This is a genomic window from Kitasatospora sp. NPDC049258 (genome assembly GCF_040678895.1).
In the GTDB taxonomy this organism is placed as follows: domain Bacteria; phylum Actinomycetota; class Actinomycetes; order Streptomycetales; family Streptomycetaceae; genus Kitasatospora.
The window spans coordinates 290,481-305,034 of record NZ_JBFAQT010000001.1 but is presented as its reverse complement, the minus strand read 5'-3'; the positions used below and the strand labels follow the sequence as shown (position 1 = coordinate 305,034).

Here is a 14,554-nt window from a genome sequence, read left to right as displayed (position 1 = left end):
AACCGAGTCGCGCGACGCGGCCGGTCGCGGTCACCCGTGCGAGGGCCGGCTCAGGGCGGGCCGGCGGCGACGCAGAACTCGTTGCCCTCCGGGTCGACCATCACGATGTGGTGCCCGTCGAACACCTCCAGGACGGCTCCGCCCGCCCTCACCAGCCGCTCGGACTCCGCCGTGATCCGGCGCCACCGCTCATCGGGACCGCCGTGTCCCGGCACCCGGATGTCGAGGTGCAGCCGGTTCTTCGCCGTCTTCGGCTCGGGGACCTCGAGGAGGGAGAGGCGGGGGCCGGCGCCGTCGGGGTCGCAGAGCCACGCCCCGCCGTCCGCCGAGTCGTCCGCCGGCAGGTCGAACTGCGCGAGCCACTCCTCGCGCGTCGCGAACGGAGCGGGCGGCGGCTCGTCGGTGTAGCCCAGCGCCGTCTTCCAGAAGACGGCGAGGAGCCCTGCGTCCGCACAGTCGAGGGTCAGATCGACTTTGGCTGCCATGGACCGGATCGTACTGCGCACCGCCCGGGAGCGCCGGGTGGCTCAGCCCCCGGACAGCAGGTCACGCAGCAGGGCCACGGTGTCCGGGTCGAGTTGGCGGCCGGTGCGGCGGCTGAGCGCGTCCAGCCGGTTGACGGCCCGCACCAGCTGGTCGCGGGCGCCGGCCGAGGCGTAGGCGTAGAAGAGGTCGCGGTGCAGGAGTTCGACCTCGGGGGCGACCGCGAGGGCCCGGAAGATGGCGGCCTCGGCGGTGCGGTGGTCGCCGTACTGGAGCCGGCGGGCGGCGAGTTCGTGGGCGGTGTCGACGATGGCGGCCAGCATGTCCTGCCGTTCGGCCTCCGCCCAGCCGTACGCACCGGCGGCGGCCTCGGCGAACGGGGCGCCCCGGACCAGGGCGAGGGCGTGGGCCAGCGCGGCGTCCGCGGTGCTGCTGGTGCTGCGCATGCCGCGCCGGTAGAGGCTGCGGAACTCGTCCCAGTCGCAGGTGACGGTCGGGGCCAGGCGGTAGCCGTCCGCCTGGTCCGCGGGCAGGAACTCGCGGCCCTCGGCCGAAGCACCCAGCCAGGAGGCCAGCGCCGTCAGCTTGTTGGGCAGCGGGTTGACGGCCGCGCCGGCCGCGGTCGGGTGCTGGTCGAGGTGGGCCGCGCCCGGGTGCAGGCCGCGGTCGAGCTCGGTGTGGTCGGTGCCCGGCCGCAGGGCCAGGAAGGCGGCCAGCTCGGTGAGGTGCGCGACCGCTCCCTGGTCGGCGGCGCCGACCGCGCCGAGCACGTCGACCGGGCCGAGCAGCCGGATCCGGGGGGCGGTGCGGGGGGTGTGGGCCTCCGGGGAGCGCAGGATCGCCAGCAGGTCGTCGCTGTCGCTCCGGGTGGCGCCCGGCCGCTCGGCGGCGGCGGGGCCGGGTGCCGGGGGGACGGCGGCGGGGGCCGGGGTGGGCGCCGGCTCGTGCGCCACGACCGGCTCCGGGGCCGGATCGGCGGCCGGCTCCGGCACGGGGGTCGGCGCAGGGGTGGCGGCCGGCACCGGGGTGGCGGCCGCGTGCAGGCCGAGCCCGTTGACGCTGTGCCGTGCCGGCGGCGGCGGGGGCGAGGAGGGCCGGCCGGCGGCCGGCTGCTTCGGGGCCGGCTGCTTGGTCAGCGGGCTGATCGGCGCGAGCGGGATCACCGGCGCGGGGGCCGGCGCGGTCGGGGCGATCCCCGCGAACGGGCTCATCCCGGTGCCGACCACCCGGGCCACCAGCCGCGGCCCGGCCTCGCCACCGAGCGCACCAAGACCGCCGACCGGCCCCGCGCCGACCCCGGCCAGCACCGGTACCGGAAGCGGAAGTTCGGCCGGTTCGAGGTCGCTGCCGGGCCCGTCCAAAGTCCAGTCCGGCGCCGGGTGCTGGGTGGTGTCGCCCGAGCTGCGGACCAGCTCGCCGAGGTGGCCGAGCTCCTCCGGGCTCAGCCGCTGGAGCTCCACCGACAGGTGCAGGCCGGGCAGCGTGGTCTGCCCGGTGCTGGGCAGCGTCCAGCGGGCGACCGGCCCCGCGCCGCGCTCGGGCGCCCGGGTCAGCACCGCCAGGCAGGTCCGCGGGCGGCCGTCGAGCAGCCGGCCCAGCGCGGTGGGGACGTCGCCGGACGGCGGCTGGGCCGACAGCACGATCTCCGGCACCCAGCTCTCGTCGGCGTGGCCCCGGCTGCGGGCGTCGCGCGGGCTGGTGGCGTCGGCGGCGATCAGCGTGGCGCGTGCCTTGGCCGTCCGGGGGCCCAGGACGGCGAGTGCGGCCTCGATGGTCTCGTGGTGGTGCACCCGCTCCACGGCGGGCCCGGCGATCGGCAACTCGGCGCCGAACCCGACCAGGTGCAGATGGAGGCGGTCCGCCAGCGGGCTGTGGGCCAGCTCGATCGCGAGCGTCCGCAGCACGTCACCGGCGTCGTCGGGGTGTCCGGCCAGGTGCACCAGCCGGACCGTCTCCAGATCGGCGAGGACCACCGAGCCGTCGGGCGAGCTGCCCAGGGTGACCAGCGCGGGGTAGGGGGAGGCGGCCTTGGCGGCCTGGTTGGGGGAGAGCAGCTCGGAGGAGTCCTCCGGGCACCACCAGACGTTGGGGGCGTGCGCGGCGCGGAACGGCGCGATCGGGACGGCGGGCGCGGCGAGGTGCAGCTCGACCGTACGGCCCGGGGTCACCCGGGCGGCGACCAGGGCGGGCAGCCGCTTCTCCCCGCGCACGGTGTTGCGGGAGAGGGTGCGCAGGGCCCGGTTGAGCAGGTCCAGGGCGGGGCTGCTCTGCCGGGCCTTCAGCTCGGCCTCGAAGGCGGCGGCGGGGGCGGCGGGCAGCGCGATCCGGTGCCGGGGCCGGCGGGCCCGCTGCTGGTCGACCCGGCGCCGGGAGACCGAGCCGATCAGCACCGCCGCCAGCAGCACGCTGACCCCGGAGGCGGCGAGCGCCACCGAGTAGTCGTCACTGGGCTTGGCGTGGTGCTGGTCGGCGACCGGCACCGCGGCGGAGTCCACCGGGGCCTGGGAGGCGGGTGCCGGTGACTCGCCCGCCGAGGACGAAGAGGACGATGGGGCCGAGGGGGCCGGGCTCTCGGCGGCGGGAGCCGGCGACGCGGGCGCGGGATCGACGGGGGCCGGCGAAGCGGGCGCCGGCTCGGTGGCCGCAGGGGCCGGGGCCGGGGCGCCGGGGATCGCGAGCACCATCCCGGGCACCACCACGTCCGGGTCGGTGAGCCGCTCGCCGTCCGGCGCCTGGGCGCCCTTGTTGGCCTCGAACAGCTGCGGCCAGGCCTCGGCCGAGCCCAACTCCCGCTGGGCGATGGCGGACAGCGTGTCCCCCGGGGCGACGGTCACCGATCCGCCCGCGTGCGGGGCGGCGGGCGCCGGTGCCCCGCCGGGGGCGCCGCCGGCCTGCGTGGTGCCGCCGGCGGCCTGGTCGGCCTTGGCGTCGGCGGGCATCAGCAGCTGCCACCCGGGCTGGATCGGCCGGTCGGCGTCGAACCTGGTGCCGGACGTGTCCATCACCCGGCCGGCGTTGAGCCTGGCGATCTCCTGCCAGCGCTCGCCGGAGCCCAGCTGGCGCTCGGCGATCGACCAGAGGCTGTCGGCCGGCCGTGAGTCCCGGACGGTGTAGCCGGGCTGCGGGTCGGCCGCCGGGGCCGCCGCCGGGGCGGCGGCGGTCAGCTGCGGGTACTGCGGCGCCGCGGCCAACTGCGCGGGCGCGGCGGCCTGGACGTGGGCCGGGGCGACGGCGAAGGCCGAACCGGCCACCGGGAGCAGGGCCAGCACCGAGCCGACCAGGCCGGCGGCGATCCGCTGGCTCCAGCCGAGGGCGGGGATCCGCCGGGCCACCCGGCCGCGCAGCTGGGCGGGGATCTCCAGCAGCACCGAGCCGGCGAAGCAGAGCCAGGCCACCCAGCCCACCAGGACCAGGGCCCAGAGGAAGAGCCGGCCGTCGTCCGGGCTGGTGAGCACGGTGCCCAGACCGGCTTCGACCGGATCCCCCATGCCGATCACCGCGAGGGTGCCGTAGAGCAGCACGGCGGGCACCGCGCCCAGCAGGCCGAGCAGGGCGACCAGCGCGCCGAAGGCCCCGAGGACCGAGCCGGCGGTGCGGCGGCGGGCCGGCCGGAGCGGGACGGGCCGGCGTCCGCCGGGGCCGTCCTGGGCCGAACCGGGCTTGCGGGCATCGTGGTTGGCTCGTCGCGCGGCCATCAGCCGTTCTCCGCTTCCGTGACGCCGTGCACCAGGACGGCCTTGCCGGTCCCGTGCACCGGGAGGGTGTCGATTCTGATCAGGCTGAGCAGCTTGGTGTGGTACTCGGAGTCGATCCGCACGACGACCGTCCCCGGGTCGGGGAACTCCACGTGCGCGGTCAGGTTGTACGGGCGCAGGTAGGCGTCGGCCGCGGCCTGGGCCTCGGCCGGGAGGACCTGGTAGCGGCCCTCCAGCAGGGCGCGCCGGTCGAGCTGCTGGCCGGCGGCCCGGGCGGCCTCCTGGGCGAGCGCGTCGGTCTGCTCCATCACGCGCAGCCGGCCGCCGAGGTCCAGCACGATACCGAGCAGGATGACCAGGCTGGCGGCGGTGATCGCCACGAAGGTGGAGATCGCGCCCCGGTCGCGCCGGCCCGGGCGGATCGCCCGGATGGTCCTGATGTTCATCGAACTCCCCCCTCCCCCCGCTCAGTTGCCGCGGTACCGGTCGATCACCGAGGTGAACTGCCCGACCACGGTCGTCTTACCCGGCACGCGGTCGACATACATCAACTGGCCCAGCGGGACGTCACAACTGATGCTCGCCGTAACGGTCCTGACCGTCCCGGTCGGGGTGGTCAGGTCGCGGTACGCGAGCAGGTGGTCGCCGTCCACGGTGCATCTCACCTGTCGCTCGTCCAGCATCGCGGTGGCCGCGTCGACCGCCGCCTGGCGCCCTCCGTCCTCGTCCCGGGCGAGCGAGGCCGCCCGGGCCGCCGCCCGGGCGGCGGCGTCGACCACGCCGGCCGTGGTCTGGACCCGGCCGGCGGCCACCACCAGGAGCACGAAGGCCACCAGCACCGGGGCGAGCAGCGCGACCTCGACGGCCACGCTGCCCCGGTCGCTACCCCCGTCCGGCCGAGCGCTCACGGAGTGGCCCCCGGCGCAATGAAGCGTTCCCGGGGCGCACGGGCGCTCCGGGTGATGGTGCGCCCGTCGATGAACGGGAGCACCGACTGGGTCCTGACCTCCACCACGATCACCATCGTGGCATCGTCGGACCGGTCGTGCGAAACCGAGTCCAGCCGGGCGAGATTGTCGAACCGGCCGAGGAACTCCCGTACCCGCGCGTCTCCGTCCGCCGGCGTGGCGCCCCGGACCCGGCCGGCCTCGACCCCTTCGCGCGCGGCGGCCACCGCGGCCTCGCTGGCGTACCACCAGAGCGAGGCCTGGACCACCATCAGCACGATGAACAGCACGGTGGGGAAGAGGATCGCCAGGCTCAGGGCGACCGCACCCCGCTCGGGCGAACGGAGCACGCGCGGGCGTCGGATCACTGCGCGGCGCTCGGGATGTCGTCCGGGATGGTGTCGGTGGCCTTGGTCGCGAGGGCCTTGACGGCGAGCAGCACGCCGCCCGCGATCGCCACCATCACGATGACGGCGAGCGCGAGTTCGATGCTGATGGCACCACGGTCGCCGGCGGCCCGGGCGGTGCGCAGCCGGCCGAGCCGGTGACGCAGGACGGGGCCGCCGAGCCGGACGGGCAGCAGGATCGGCAGCAGGAGGAAGGTGAGGAGGAGTCTGATCCGGGTCATGGTGTGGTCTCCAGGACGGGGGCGGACGGGGGCGGAAACGGACGTCAACTCGCTTGGAGCATCTGGTACAGCGCGGGGAAGACGATCAGCACCGTCATCAGCAGGGTGAGCGCGGTGCCGGGCGCGACCATCCGTTCGCTGTCGGTGTTCGCCCGGGCCAGCTCCGCGGCGAGCAGTTCACCGCGCAACCCCTCGGCCCGGGCACGCAGGGTGTCGTACACGGCCGCGCCGTCGCTGCCGGAGATCCGCATGATGTCGGCGACGTCCTGCAGCGGGGTCAGACCGAGCTCGACGGAGAGCGCGTCCAGGCCGTCCCAGGGCGGGAGCCGGTCGGTGGCGGCGCGCTCCAGGGCGTCCCTGATCCGCCGGAAGACCGCACCGCGGCCGACGGCGGCCGCCCGGCGCAGCGCCTCGGCCGGACCGCTGTCGGCGGCCCGCTCGAGCGCGACCAGTTCCAGGAAGGCCGCGATGCCGTGCAGGTACTCGGTGCGGGCCTCCCGGGCCTCGCCGGCGACGATGCCGTCCGGGACGAACCAGAGCAGCGCGGCCAGCAGCGGACCGGCCACCAGCGGCACCGCCACCGGGAGTTGGATGTCGGCGACGGCGGCCATCGCGGACAGGTAGCCGGGCAGCAGCAGGCCGAGCAGGGCGAACAGCAGCTTGTGCGCCATGAACCGGGCCGGGCTGCGGCCGATCAGGGCGAGCTGCCGGTGCGGGATCCGGACGCCGGTCCGGCCGAGCGAGCCCTCGCCGAGCCGGTCGTACCAAGCGGCCCGGGCCGGCGCGTCCTGCGGCCGCGGGTCGGGCCGGCGGTGCAGGCGGTCCAGAGCCTGGCCCAGGTCGGGAGGGGCCGGGCGCAGTTCGGCGGCGAGCAGGGCGAGACCGCCGGCGGCGGCCGCACCGGCCAGCACCGCCCAGGGCGAGATCACCGGGCCTCCTTGGCGAGTTGGTCGGCGGCGGGCTCCGGCTCGGCGGGCGCCGTCCGGTCCGCGGCCGGGCGGCCGGCCTTGCTGCGGCGGTCGGGCTCCAGGATCCGGGGCAGCGGGCTGTGCGCGGCCAGCGAGCGCATCCAGGCGATCACCGCGACGAAGGCGAGCGCCACCACGGCCAGCACCAGCTGGCCGAGCACGGTGCCGTAGGGCCTGGTGTAGGCGGTGTTGAAGCTGCCGGCCACGATCACGAAGAGGATGATGCCGACCAGCCAGCGGATGGTGGTGCGGTGCTTGGCCCGGTCGGCCTCGATGGCGCGGCGCTGGCGGACCTCCTCGCGGACCGATCCGGCCAGGTCGGCGAGCGCGCGGGCCAGGCCCGGGCCGCTGTCGCCGGCGCGCAGCAGCAGGGCGGCGAGCACCTTGTCGGCGGTGGCGTCGGCCAGTTGGTCACCGAAGGCGCGCAGCGCGTCCTCCGGCCGCCAGCGGGCCTGCAGCCGGGCGGAGAGGTCGGAGATCTCCGCCTCCAGGGCGGCCGGCGCGGTCCGGCGGCTTGTCACGATGGCCTGGTTGAGCCCGACGCCGAGCAGCAGCACGTCGGCCAGCCGCTGGGTCCACTCGGCCAGCGCCTCCAGCCGCTCGATCCGGCGGGTGTCGGAGCGGGTCGCGCCGAACAGCCAGGGCAGCCCGAAGGCGCCGGCCACCACCAGCACCGCGACCAGCGGGATGCCGGTGTAGAGCCAGGCCGACGGTGCGGCGGCCAGGGCCACCGCCAGCTGGATCCGGCGCAGCCGGGCGATCCGGGGCGAGGCCTCGCCGGGCGCGCCGTACCAGAGCACGTGGGCGCGGCTGGTCAGCGGGCTCGGCTCGGCGGGCCCGGCGGCCGTGCTGCCGCGCAGCCCGATCACCAGGGTGACCAGGCCCGCGGCCACCAGCAGCCCGCACAGCACGTACAGCAGCATCAGCGCAGCCCTCCGATCCGCAGCGCCAGCGGGGTGGCCCAACTCCCGTACGCGGACTGGAGCAGGCCGGCGTCGAAGCCCACCCGGCGCAGGTCGTCCAGGCAGTTCGGCGGGGTGTGCGGGACGGCCCGCGGCTCGCCCAGGTCGGGGCGCGGCCCGAAGACGGTGTTCATCGCCGGCCGGCCGGACTCGCCGAGGCCGGTGACCTCCAGGACGTGCGAGACGAACCGGTGCCGGCGGCCGCCGACCGCGGTCTCGTCCACCATCGCGACGTGCACGATGAAGTCGACGGCGTTGGCGGTGAGCCGGTAGGCGAGGGTGTCGGTCATGTGCGCGCCGTACTCCAGGCAGAGTTCGGCGATCCGGTCCACCACCATCTGCGGGCCACGGGCGTGCAGGGTGCACATCGAGCCGCCCTCGCCGTTGGTCATCACCCGCAGCATCGGTACCACCTCGGCGGAACGGACCTCGCCGACGATGATCCGGGAGAGCGTCATCCGCAGCGCGGCCGGGATCAGCTCGCCGATCGTCAGCTCACCGGCGGCCCGCCCGTCGACCCGCTCGCCGTTGCCCTCGCGGGCCTCCATCGGGACGACCTGACGCAGGTGGCCGAGGGTGTGCAGCCACAGCTCGAACTCGGACTCCAGGGTGCCGACCCGCTCGTCCGGCGGGATCTCGGCGGCCATCGCGCGCAGCAGGCTGGTCTTGCCGACGCCCTGGGTGCCGGTGATCACCACGTTCTTGCGGGCCCGGATGGCGGCGGCCAGGAAGGCGGCCAGGGTCTGGTCGACGGTGCCGAGCCCGACCAGGTCGCCGAGGCTCGCGGAGGCCACCCGGTGCCGGCGGATCGCCACGTACGGCCGGGGGGTGACCTCGGTCAGCGCCTGCAGGCGCATGCCGCCCTCCAACCGCAGCGCGAGGGTCGGGCTGGCGGTGGACAGCGAGCGCTCGCCGCCGCCGTGCTGGCGGGCCAGGTCCTGGAGCAGCTCGACCAGTTCGGCGTCGGTGTCGGCGACCGGCGGCACCTGCCGCAGCGGCTGGTGGACCTTGGAGATCCACACGTCGTCGCAGCCGTTGATCAGGATGTTCTCGATCTCCGGGTCGTCCAGGTAGGGCTGCAGCCGGCCGGCCCGGAACAGCAGGTCGAAGACGGCCTCGGCGAGCGCCCGGTCCTGCTCGCGGGTGGGCGGGATGCCGTGGGTCTGCGCGTAGGCGTCCGACCAGCGGGCCACCGCCTCCTCGATCAGCGCCCGGCCGCGCTGGCGGCGGGTGGCCCGGTCCACCTCGGTGTCCGAGCCCTCGTTCAACCGGGAGAGCTGCTGGTGGAGTTCGGCCGCGACCTGGCGCTTGAGCTCGCGGGCCACCTGCGGGTCCACGGCCGGGCGCACGCCCACCGGCTGCAGCGCGGCGACGGCGTGCGCCGGGCGCACCGGGCCGGTCGGCATCGGCTGCGCCTGGGACTGCGGCGGCTGATGGGGCTGCTGATGGGTTTGGGGCTGCTGCTGATGGGGCTGGGGCGGCAGCGGCTTGCTCCAGGGGAGGCCGGCCGGGTCGGTCGCGGCGCCGGGGTTGACGGGGCTAGCGCGCACGGAGCACCTCCCCGTACGGGCCGCTCTGCGGTGGCTGCGGCGCGGGGAACGGCGCCGGGGTGGGCGGCTGCGGCACCGCCGGGGGTGCTATCTGCGGTCCGGGGTGCTGCGGGTGGGCCGGCGGGTGCGGCTCGGCGGCCGGGGCCGGCTGCGGGTACGGCTGGGCGTACGGCTGCGGGAACTGCTGCGGATACTGCTGGGGGTACTGCTGGGGCGACTGCGGCGGCGGGTAGCCCTGGGCGGGCTGGGGCTGCGGGGCGTACGGCTGCGGCGTGAAGGGCTGCGGCGTGAGGGGCTGCGGCGCGTAGGGCTGCGGGGTGTACGGCTGGCCCGGTGGCTGCGGCCAGGCCGGCGCAGGCGCGTCGGCCGGGGCGGCGGTGCGGCCGAGCCGTTCGCGCCGGCGGGCCGACAGGTCCTGGATCCGGTCGACGGCGCTGCGCGCGGTACGCATCAGCTCCGAGCGGATGAACCGCCGGTCCGCGGTGTCCCCGCCGTCCGAGAGCACCCGCGCCGCGCGGGGCGCGTGCGGCAGCAGCCCGAGCGCCGGCACGCCCAGCTCGCGCGAGATGTCGGCGACCGGGTACGGGCCTTCGGCGATCAGCAGCAGCCCCACGGCGTCCTCCCCGGACCCGGCGGTGGCCAGGTCCTCGCGCAGCGCCGCCAGCCGGGGCCGCACGGCGCTCAGCCCGCGCAGCGTGGTGCGGGCCGTGACCGCCACCACGTCCGCCCGCCGGGCCAGCACCGCGCTGGAGCCGGTGGCGCCGGAGCGGCCGAGGTCAAGGATCACGTCGTAGCCCTGCGGCTCCAGCCCGTGCAGCGCCTCGACCAGCGGCTCCCAGGTGTAGGCCAGCCCGGGGGCCTGGGCCGGGTCGGTCAGGCCGGGCAGCAGCAGCCGGTCGCCGCTGCCGGACGGCGAGAGGTCGATCAGCTGGTCCCAGATCGACTGCACCAGCAGCCCCCGGCGGTCCGCGACGGCCAGGTTGCGCAGCCCGTACACGGCGTCGACCCGGCCCTCCAGGGCGCCGGCCAGCACCGCGCCGCCGTCCGGGTCGCACTCCGCCAGCAGCACCCGGCGGCCCGGCGGCAGCGGCCAGGCGAGCAGCAGGGCGAGGGCCGTGGTGGTGGCGCCCGGGGCGCCGGTGCCGCCGACGACGGCGATCACTGCCATCAGCCGCCACTCCCCTTGCCGGCGCTGGCACCGGGGCTCGGGCTGCCCGAAACGGCCGGGGCGCCTGTGGCACCGGCAGCACCCGTGGCTCCCGCCGCACCGGCGCGCGGCGCCAGGATCAGCTGGATGTCGCCGGTCGCCACCCAGCCGGCCAGCTTCGGGCCGTCCGCCGGGCCGACGGCCACGTCGATCACCTGGGCGCCGTCGGTGTCCACCTTGCCGACCGCGGCGACCACCGCCGTCAGGGTCTCCGGGGTGCGCGCGCCCGCCTGGTCCGGCTTGGCGGTGTGGACGATCAGCACCTGCAGGCCCGGCTGCAGCCGGGTGGCGGGCAGCTGGCCGCGCTTGGCCGCCACCCCGACGATCTGCTGGCCGGGCTGCACGGCCGGATCGGCCGTCAGGTCCGCCTTCACCAGCAGCGCGCCGCGCCGCAGGTCGCCGGCGGCCCGCAGCCCGACCACCCGGGAGCCGTCCCGGGCGTCCAGCGGCTTGAGTACCGGATCGCCCGCGATGTGCGCGACCACCAGGTCCTCGGCGGTGATGGTCTGGCCCATCGGGATGTCCCGGGCCACCGCCAGCACCGCGATCCGCTGCCCGCTGCTGTTGTAGAGCACGGCCCCGCCCAGCCCGCCGGCCGCGATCAGCGCCACTGCCATCGCCAGGACGGCGGGGCGTCGCCGGCGGGCGCCCAGATTCCGCGGCGGCGTGCGGGGCACCGGCCGCGCGAGGTCCTGCGCGAGCGCGGCGCCGCCGGGGCTCGGCGTCGGGATGGTGCGGTTCTCCACCGGGCTTCGGCCTTTCGTACGGGAGCTGGACTGGGGTGCGCTGGCGGTCAGTTGAGGACCTGGACCTCGCCGACCCGCAGGGCGAGCGGCACATCGGTGGTCCGCTCGTAGTCGAAGCTGTTGAACACCTTGGCGCCGGTGTCGGCCCGCACCACGTCGACCCGCCAGACGAGCGTCGCCTGCAGGTAGTAGGAGTCGTTGCGCAGCTTGGCCGAGCCGGTCAGGTAGACGTGCGAGCAGGCCGTGGCGTCCGGATTCGCGCCCGCCCGGTAGGGCGTGCCCGCGTCCTTGCAGGTGACCACCGCGGGCTTGCCGTCCGGGCCCTTGTCACCGGTGCTCCAGCGGACCTCCTTCAGCGTGGCCGTCGCCGTCACGCTGAGGGTGACCCCGCGGGCGGTGGCGCTCTGGGTGCCCGAGGTGGTCGGGGTCGGGGTGTACCAGAGCCACACCGGCAGGCCGACCACGGCCGAGGTGGGCGGGGCGGCGTGCAGGTCGGGCGAGGAGAACTTGATGGCGGCCAGCGCCTGCCGGCCGAGCACCGCGGGGCGGTCCGGCGGCGGGCCGCCGGGCGCCTGCGCGAAGAAGGCGAGCGGCTTGGTCGACAACTCGCCGTCGGCGCCGCGGCAGTTCACCTCGTACAGGTCGCCGTCCGCCGGGGAGTGGCCGCGCCAGGCCGGGTCGTCGGCCGGCGGCGCCGGGACGGAACGCTGGTAGTAGCAGCCGTCCGAGCTGCTGAACCAGCCCAGGTCGTCGTCCCAGCAGGGCCACTGCTTGCCGTTCCAGCTGCAGGTCTGCGCGTCTCCCCCGCCACCGCCGGTGGACGGGCCGGAGGGCTGCCCGGGGCCCGGGGTCGAGCCGGGCTCGGTGACGCCGACGCAGATGTACCAGTTCCGGCACTTGGTGACGCCTCCGGAAGGGCTGGGATCAGCGGCTGCGGCGGTGCTCGCCGCGAGCACCAGCACGCAGGCAATCAGCCAGCGTGCGACCGATTTCAACATGTCCGCCCCACTTCGCGAGAGGTTTCGACAATCAGCCAGCCGGCGCTGCTCTTCCGGAGTTTCGTGGTGGACACATAGCGCGAGAGACGTTGTGCGGGATCTTCGAGCGCATGCGTGGCGGGATCGGCCTGATGCCATTCGGACACGTCCAGGCAGTCCTCGACCACCGCGGTCTGCGGATCGGCCCGCAGATCGAGATTCTTGACCACGGGGGAAGTTCGCGGGGCACCCACCATGACCAGATTTGCCTCGTGCAGCTGGTGAAGGCCGGCCACCGAGTCGCTGAGGGCCTGTCCGGAGGAGTACGCACCCAGCTGCGCGCCGTCCGAATCCGACCGCCCGTACGCCTCGACCTTGGCGTCCCACCAGTGCTGATAGGTGCTCAGAACGGTGTCACCGACCGCGCCTTCCGGCCCGTCCGTCGGCACCACCGACTCCGCACCCGAACCACCCGAAGGGATGACTCCATTCCCGGTGGGAACACTCGCCGCAGGAGTACCCAGGCGTTCTGCGGAACCGGCCGATCCGCTGCTGCCGCACCCGCTCAGCAACATCAGCAGAGCCATCCCACCAACCCCAACCACCCCAGGGCGCAACACATTTCCGCGCTGCCGCATCGCCCCACCTCGCCGCGGCCGCCACATCAGTGACCATGGCCGCAGAACTCGTACGCCGTCCCGATGTGTTGCTTCGGGGCCATCGATTCTTCGCCAACCCACCCCGGCACGGCAACACCCCGGGCCCTCTGACCTTACGCGGAAGGCGGATCGGTTGGAGCACTTTCTCGCCACAGAACTGCCAACAGTTCTTCGGAAAGCGACAATCCGGCCAACGCGCCCCGGACCGCGGCCCGATTCCGCATCAACAGCCGGCCGCCCTCCCCCGGCACCAGCAGTCTCGCCGTCGCCGCGCCGCCCGCCATCTCACCCCACGTCAGCTGCGCCTCCACCGCCGCCTGCAGCTCCTGCGGCCCGACCGCGGCCGCGGCCCCCTGCACCCCGTGCTCCAGCACCCGCCCGAGCGCCCAGCTGAACGAGCCCTCGCCGCCCGGCAGCACGGCCTCCCGCCCGCGCCGGCCCCCCACGTACCGGCCGACCCTCCCCCACAGCGGCACCCGGGAGTGGGTCAGCAGCTCCCCCGCGCCGTCCTCCCGCTCCAGCGCCGCCCAGGTGTCCTTGTCCGCCACCGCGTCCACCAGCAACAGGGTCTCCTCCTGGTCCCCGTGCACCATCGCGCTGGTCACCCAGTCCCAGGCGAGCCCGCGCCGGTAGGCGTTGTCCGGGGTCGAGCCGGCCGTCACCAGGGCGATCCGGCGCCCGCGCGGATCGGCCACCAGCTGCCCGAGCAGGCAGACCACCAGCCAGCGGGCCGGGCGCTGGGAGGCCCGGCGCAGCGCCGTGAGCATGGTGTTGGCGTCGGCGTCGGCCGGCAGGTGGCTGACCTGGCAGCCGCGGGTGCCGGCGTCGAAGGTCCGGCCCGGCAGGGTCCGGGCCAGCTCGGCCGCGCCCTGCGCCGCCCGCGCCGATCCGGCGTGGCCGCGCTCGGGCCCGCCGTCCGCGCCGATCACCACCAGTTCGATCCCGCCGCCGCTCATCCGTGCTGCCCCCATCCGTGCCCGTGCCGTGCCCTCGGCCGCCCCCGACGGCGCGCCGGCCGCGGCGGGGGCGGCGGTCCGCCGCTCAAGCTACCGCCGCCGTGACCCCGCCGGGCCCGCATCGACCGCATCGGTGAGCTGGGCCCGCGGCCGCGACGGTGCCGTTCGTAGGACCATGGGCCCTATCGCGCCCCGCCCGCCCACTGCACCATCGGAGGATGGACCGAGACGACCGGGTGGAGAAGCTGGGCGAGGCCGAGTGCCGCCGCCTGCTGACCACCGTGCCCGTGGGGCGGGTGGTGTACACCGCGCACGCCCTGCCCGCCGTGCTCCCGGTGGCCTTCGAGGTCGCCACGGACGGGCGGCTGGTGCTCGCGCTGCGTGCGGGCGGCACCGTCTCGCGGGCCCTGGACGGCACGGTGGCCGCCTTCCAGGCCGACCAGCTGGACCCGGCGACCCGGACCGGCTGGAGCGTGCTGGTGCGCGGGCGCGCCGAGGTGGTCCGCGACCCGGCGCGCTACGGCGCGATCCTGGCGGGCGGCCTGGCGCCGTGGGTGCGCGGCGGTGCGCCGATGTACGTGTCGCTGACCCCGGAGCTGGTCACCGGGCACCGGGTGCTGCCACCCGCGCGCCCGGCGCCGGGCGGGGTGCCGCGCAGCCGGCCGGCGGGCCGGCACCCCGCTGACAGGTGACCGGCGAGTAGGCATACTCTCCGAAAAGCCGTCCGGCGGCGCCCCGCACGGGCCGTCCGACCGGTGTCCGGAGCCCCTCTCCCC

The 14,554-nt window shown here is 76.0% G+C and carries 15 protein-coding genes; 1 reads left to right on the top strand and 14 read right to left on the bottom strand.

From position 1 onward, the window contains the following. Positions 1–50: 50 nt before the first annotated feature. The 14 genes from AB0K43_RS01460 to AB0K43_RS01395 all read right to left on the bottom strand — a co-directional run bounded on the left by AB0K43_RS01460 (position 51) and on the right by AB0K43_RS01395 (position 13,778). The gene (locus AB0K43_RS01460) at positions 51–485 is read right to left on the bottom strand and encodes a VOC family protein (protein ID WP_363634523.1); all 435 of its coding nucleotides are present in this window, start codon (positions 483–485) and stop codon (positions 51–53) included. Positions 486–527: 42 nt separating this feature from the next. Then, entirely contained in the window at positions 528–4,178 is a 3,651-nt protein-coding gene (locus AB0K43_RS01455) for a LysM peptidoglycan-binding domain-containing protein (RefSeq protein ID WP_363634521.1), read from the bottom strand. Then, complete coding sequence (locus tag AB0K43_RS01450) at positions 4,178–4,624, bottom strand: hypothetical protein (RefSeq protein WP_363634519.1); 447 nt, start codon at positions 4,622–4,624, stop codon at positions 4,178–4,180. The genes AB0K43_RS01455 and AB0K43_RS01450 overlap by 1 nt, the downstream gene beginning before the upstream one ends. A 21-nt stretch (positions 4,625–4,645) precedes the next feature. After that, on the bottom strand, positions 4,646–5,086 hold the full coding sequence (locus tag AB0K43_RS01445) for a TadE/TadG family type IV pilus assembly protein (RefSeq protein ID WP_363634518.1): 441 nt from the start codon (positions 5,084–5,086) through the stop codon (positions 4,646–4,648). Further along, positions 5,083–5,475 (bottom strand): TadE/TadG family type IV pilus assembly protein, encoded by a 393-nt coding sequence (locus AB0K43_RS01440; protein ID WP_363634517.1) that lies wholly within the window; start codon positions 5,473–5,475, stop codon positions 5,083–5,085. The genes AB0K43_RS01445 and AB0K43_RS01440 overlap by 4 nt, the downstream gene beginning before the upstream one ends. Before the next feature lie 14 nt (positions 5,476–5,489). Continuing rightward, positions 5,490–5,753 (bottom strand): hypothetical protein, encoded by a 264-nt coding sequence (locus AB0K43_RS01435; RefSeq protein WP_363634516.1) that lies wholly within the window; start codon positions 5,751–5,753, stop codon positions 5,490–5,492. Positions 5,754–5,797: 44 nt separating this feature from the next. Next, entirely contained in the window at positions 5,798–6,682 is an 885-nt protein-coding gene (locus AB0K43_RS01430) for a hypothetical protein (RefSeq protein ID WP_363634515.1), read from the bottom strand. Next, a complete protein-coding gene (locus tag AB0K43_RS01425) occupies positions 6,679–7,644 on the bottom strand; it encodes a type II secretion system F family protein (protein ID WP_363634514.1) in 966 nt (321 codons plus the stop codon). The genes AB0K43_RS01430 and AB0K43_RS01425 overlap by 4 nt, the downstream gene beginning before the upstream one ends. Next, positions 7,644–9,233 (bottom strand): CpaF/VirB11 family protein, encoded by a 1,590-nt coding sequence (locus AB0K43_RS01420; protein ID WP_363634513.1) that lies wholly within the window; start codon positions 9,231–9,233, stop codon positions 7,644–7,646. Before AB0K43_RS01420 ends, AB0K43_RS01425 begins: the two co-directional genes overlap by 1 nt. After that, a complete protein-coding gene (locus AB0K43_RS01415; protein WP_363634512.1) occupies positions 9,223–10,401 on the bottom strand; it encodes a hypothetical protein in 1,179 nt (392 codons plus the stop codon). The genes AB0K43_RS01420 and AB0K43_RS01415 overlap by 11 nt, the downstream gene beginning before the upstream one ends. Continuing rightward, on the bottom strand, positions 10,401–11,186 hold the full coding sequence (locus tag AB0K43_RS01410) for an SAF domain-containing protein (protein WP_363634511.1): 786 nt from the start codon (positions 11,184–11,186) through the stop codon (positions 10,401–10,403). The genes AB0K43_RS01415 and AB0K43_RS01410 overlap by 1 nt, the downstream gene beginning before the upstream one ends. A 47-nt stretch (positions 11,187–11,233) precedes the next feature. Beyond that, positions 11,234–12,184, bottom strand: coding sequence for a hypothetical protein (locus tag AB0K43_RS01405; RefSeq protein ID WP_363634510.1), 951 nt, complete (start codon positions 12,182–12,184; stop codon positions 11,234–11,236). Beyond that, positions 12,178–12,750, bottom strand: a complete 573-nt coding sequence (locus AB0K43_RS01400) for a hypothetical protein (RefSeq protein ID WP_363634509.1) — start codon at positions 12,748–12,750, stop codon at positions 12,178–12,180. Before AB0K43_RS01400 ends, AB0K43_RS01405 begins: the two co-directional genes overlap by 7 nt. 185 nt (positions 12,751–12,935) lie before the next feature. Beyond that, positions 12,936–13,778 (bottom strand): hypothetical protein, encoded by an 843-nt coding sequence (locus AB0K43_RS01395; protein WP_363634508.1) that lies wholly within the window; start codon positions 13,776–13,778, stop codon positions 12,936–12,938. A 218-nt stretch (positions 13,779–13,996) separates the two neighbouring features. Between AB0K43_RS01395 and AB0K43_RS01390 the strand changes: the two genes are divergently transcribed. After that, the gene (locus tag AB0K43_RS01390) at positions 13,997–14,470 is read left to right on the top strand and encodes a pyridoxamine 5'-phosphate oxidase family protein (protein ID WP_363634507.1); all 474 of its coding nucleotides are present in this window, start codon (positions 13,997–13,999) and stop codon (positions 14,468–14,470) included. Positions 14,471–14,554: the final 84 nt, after the last annotated feature.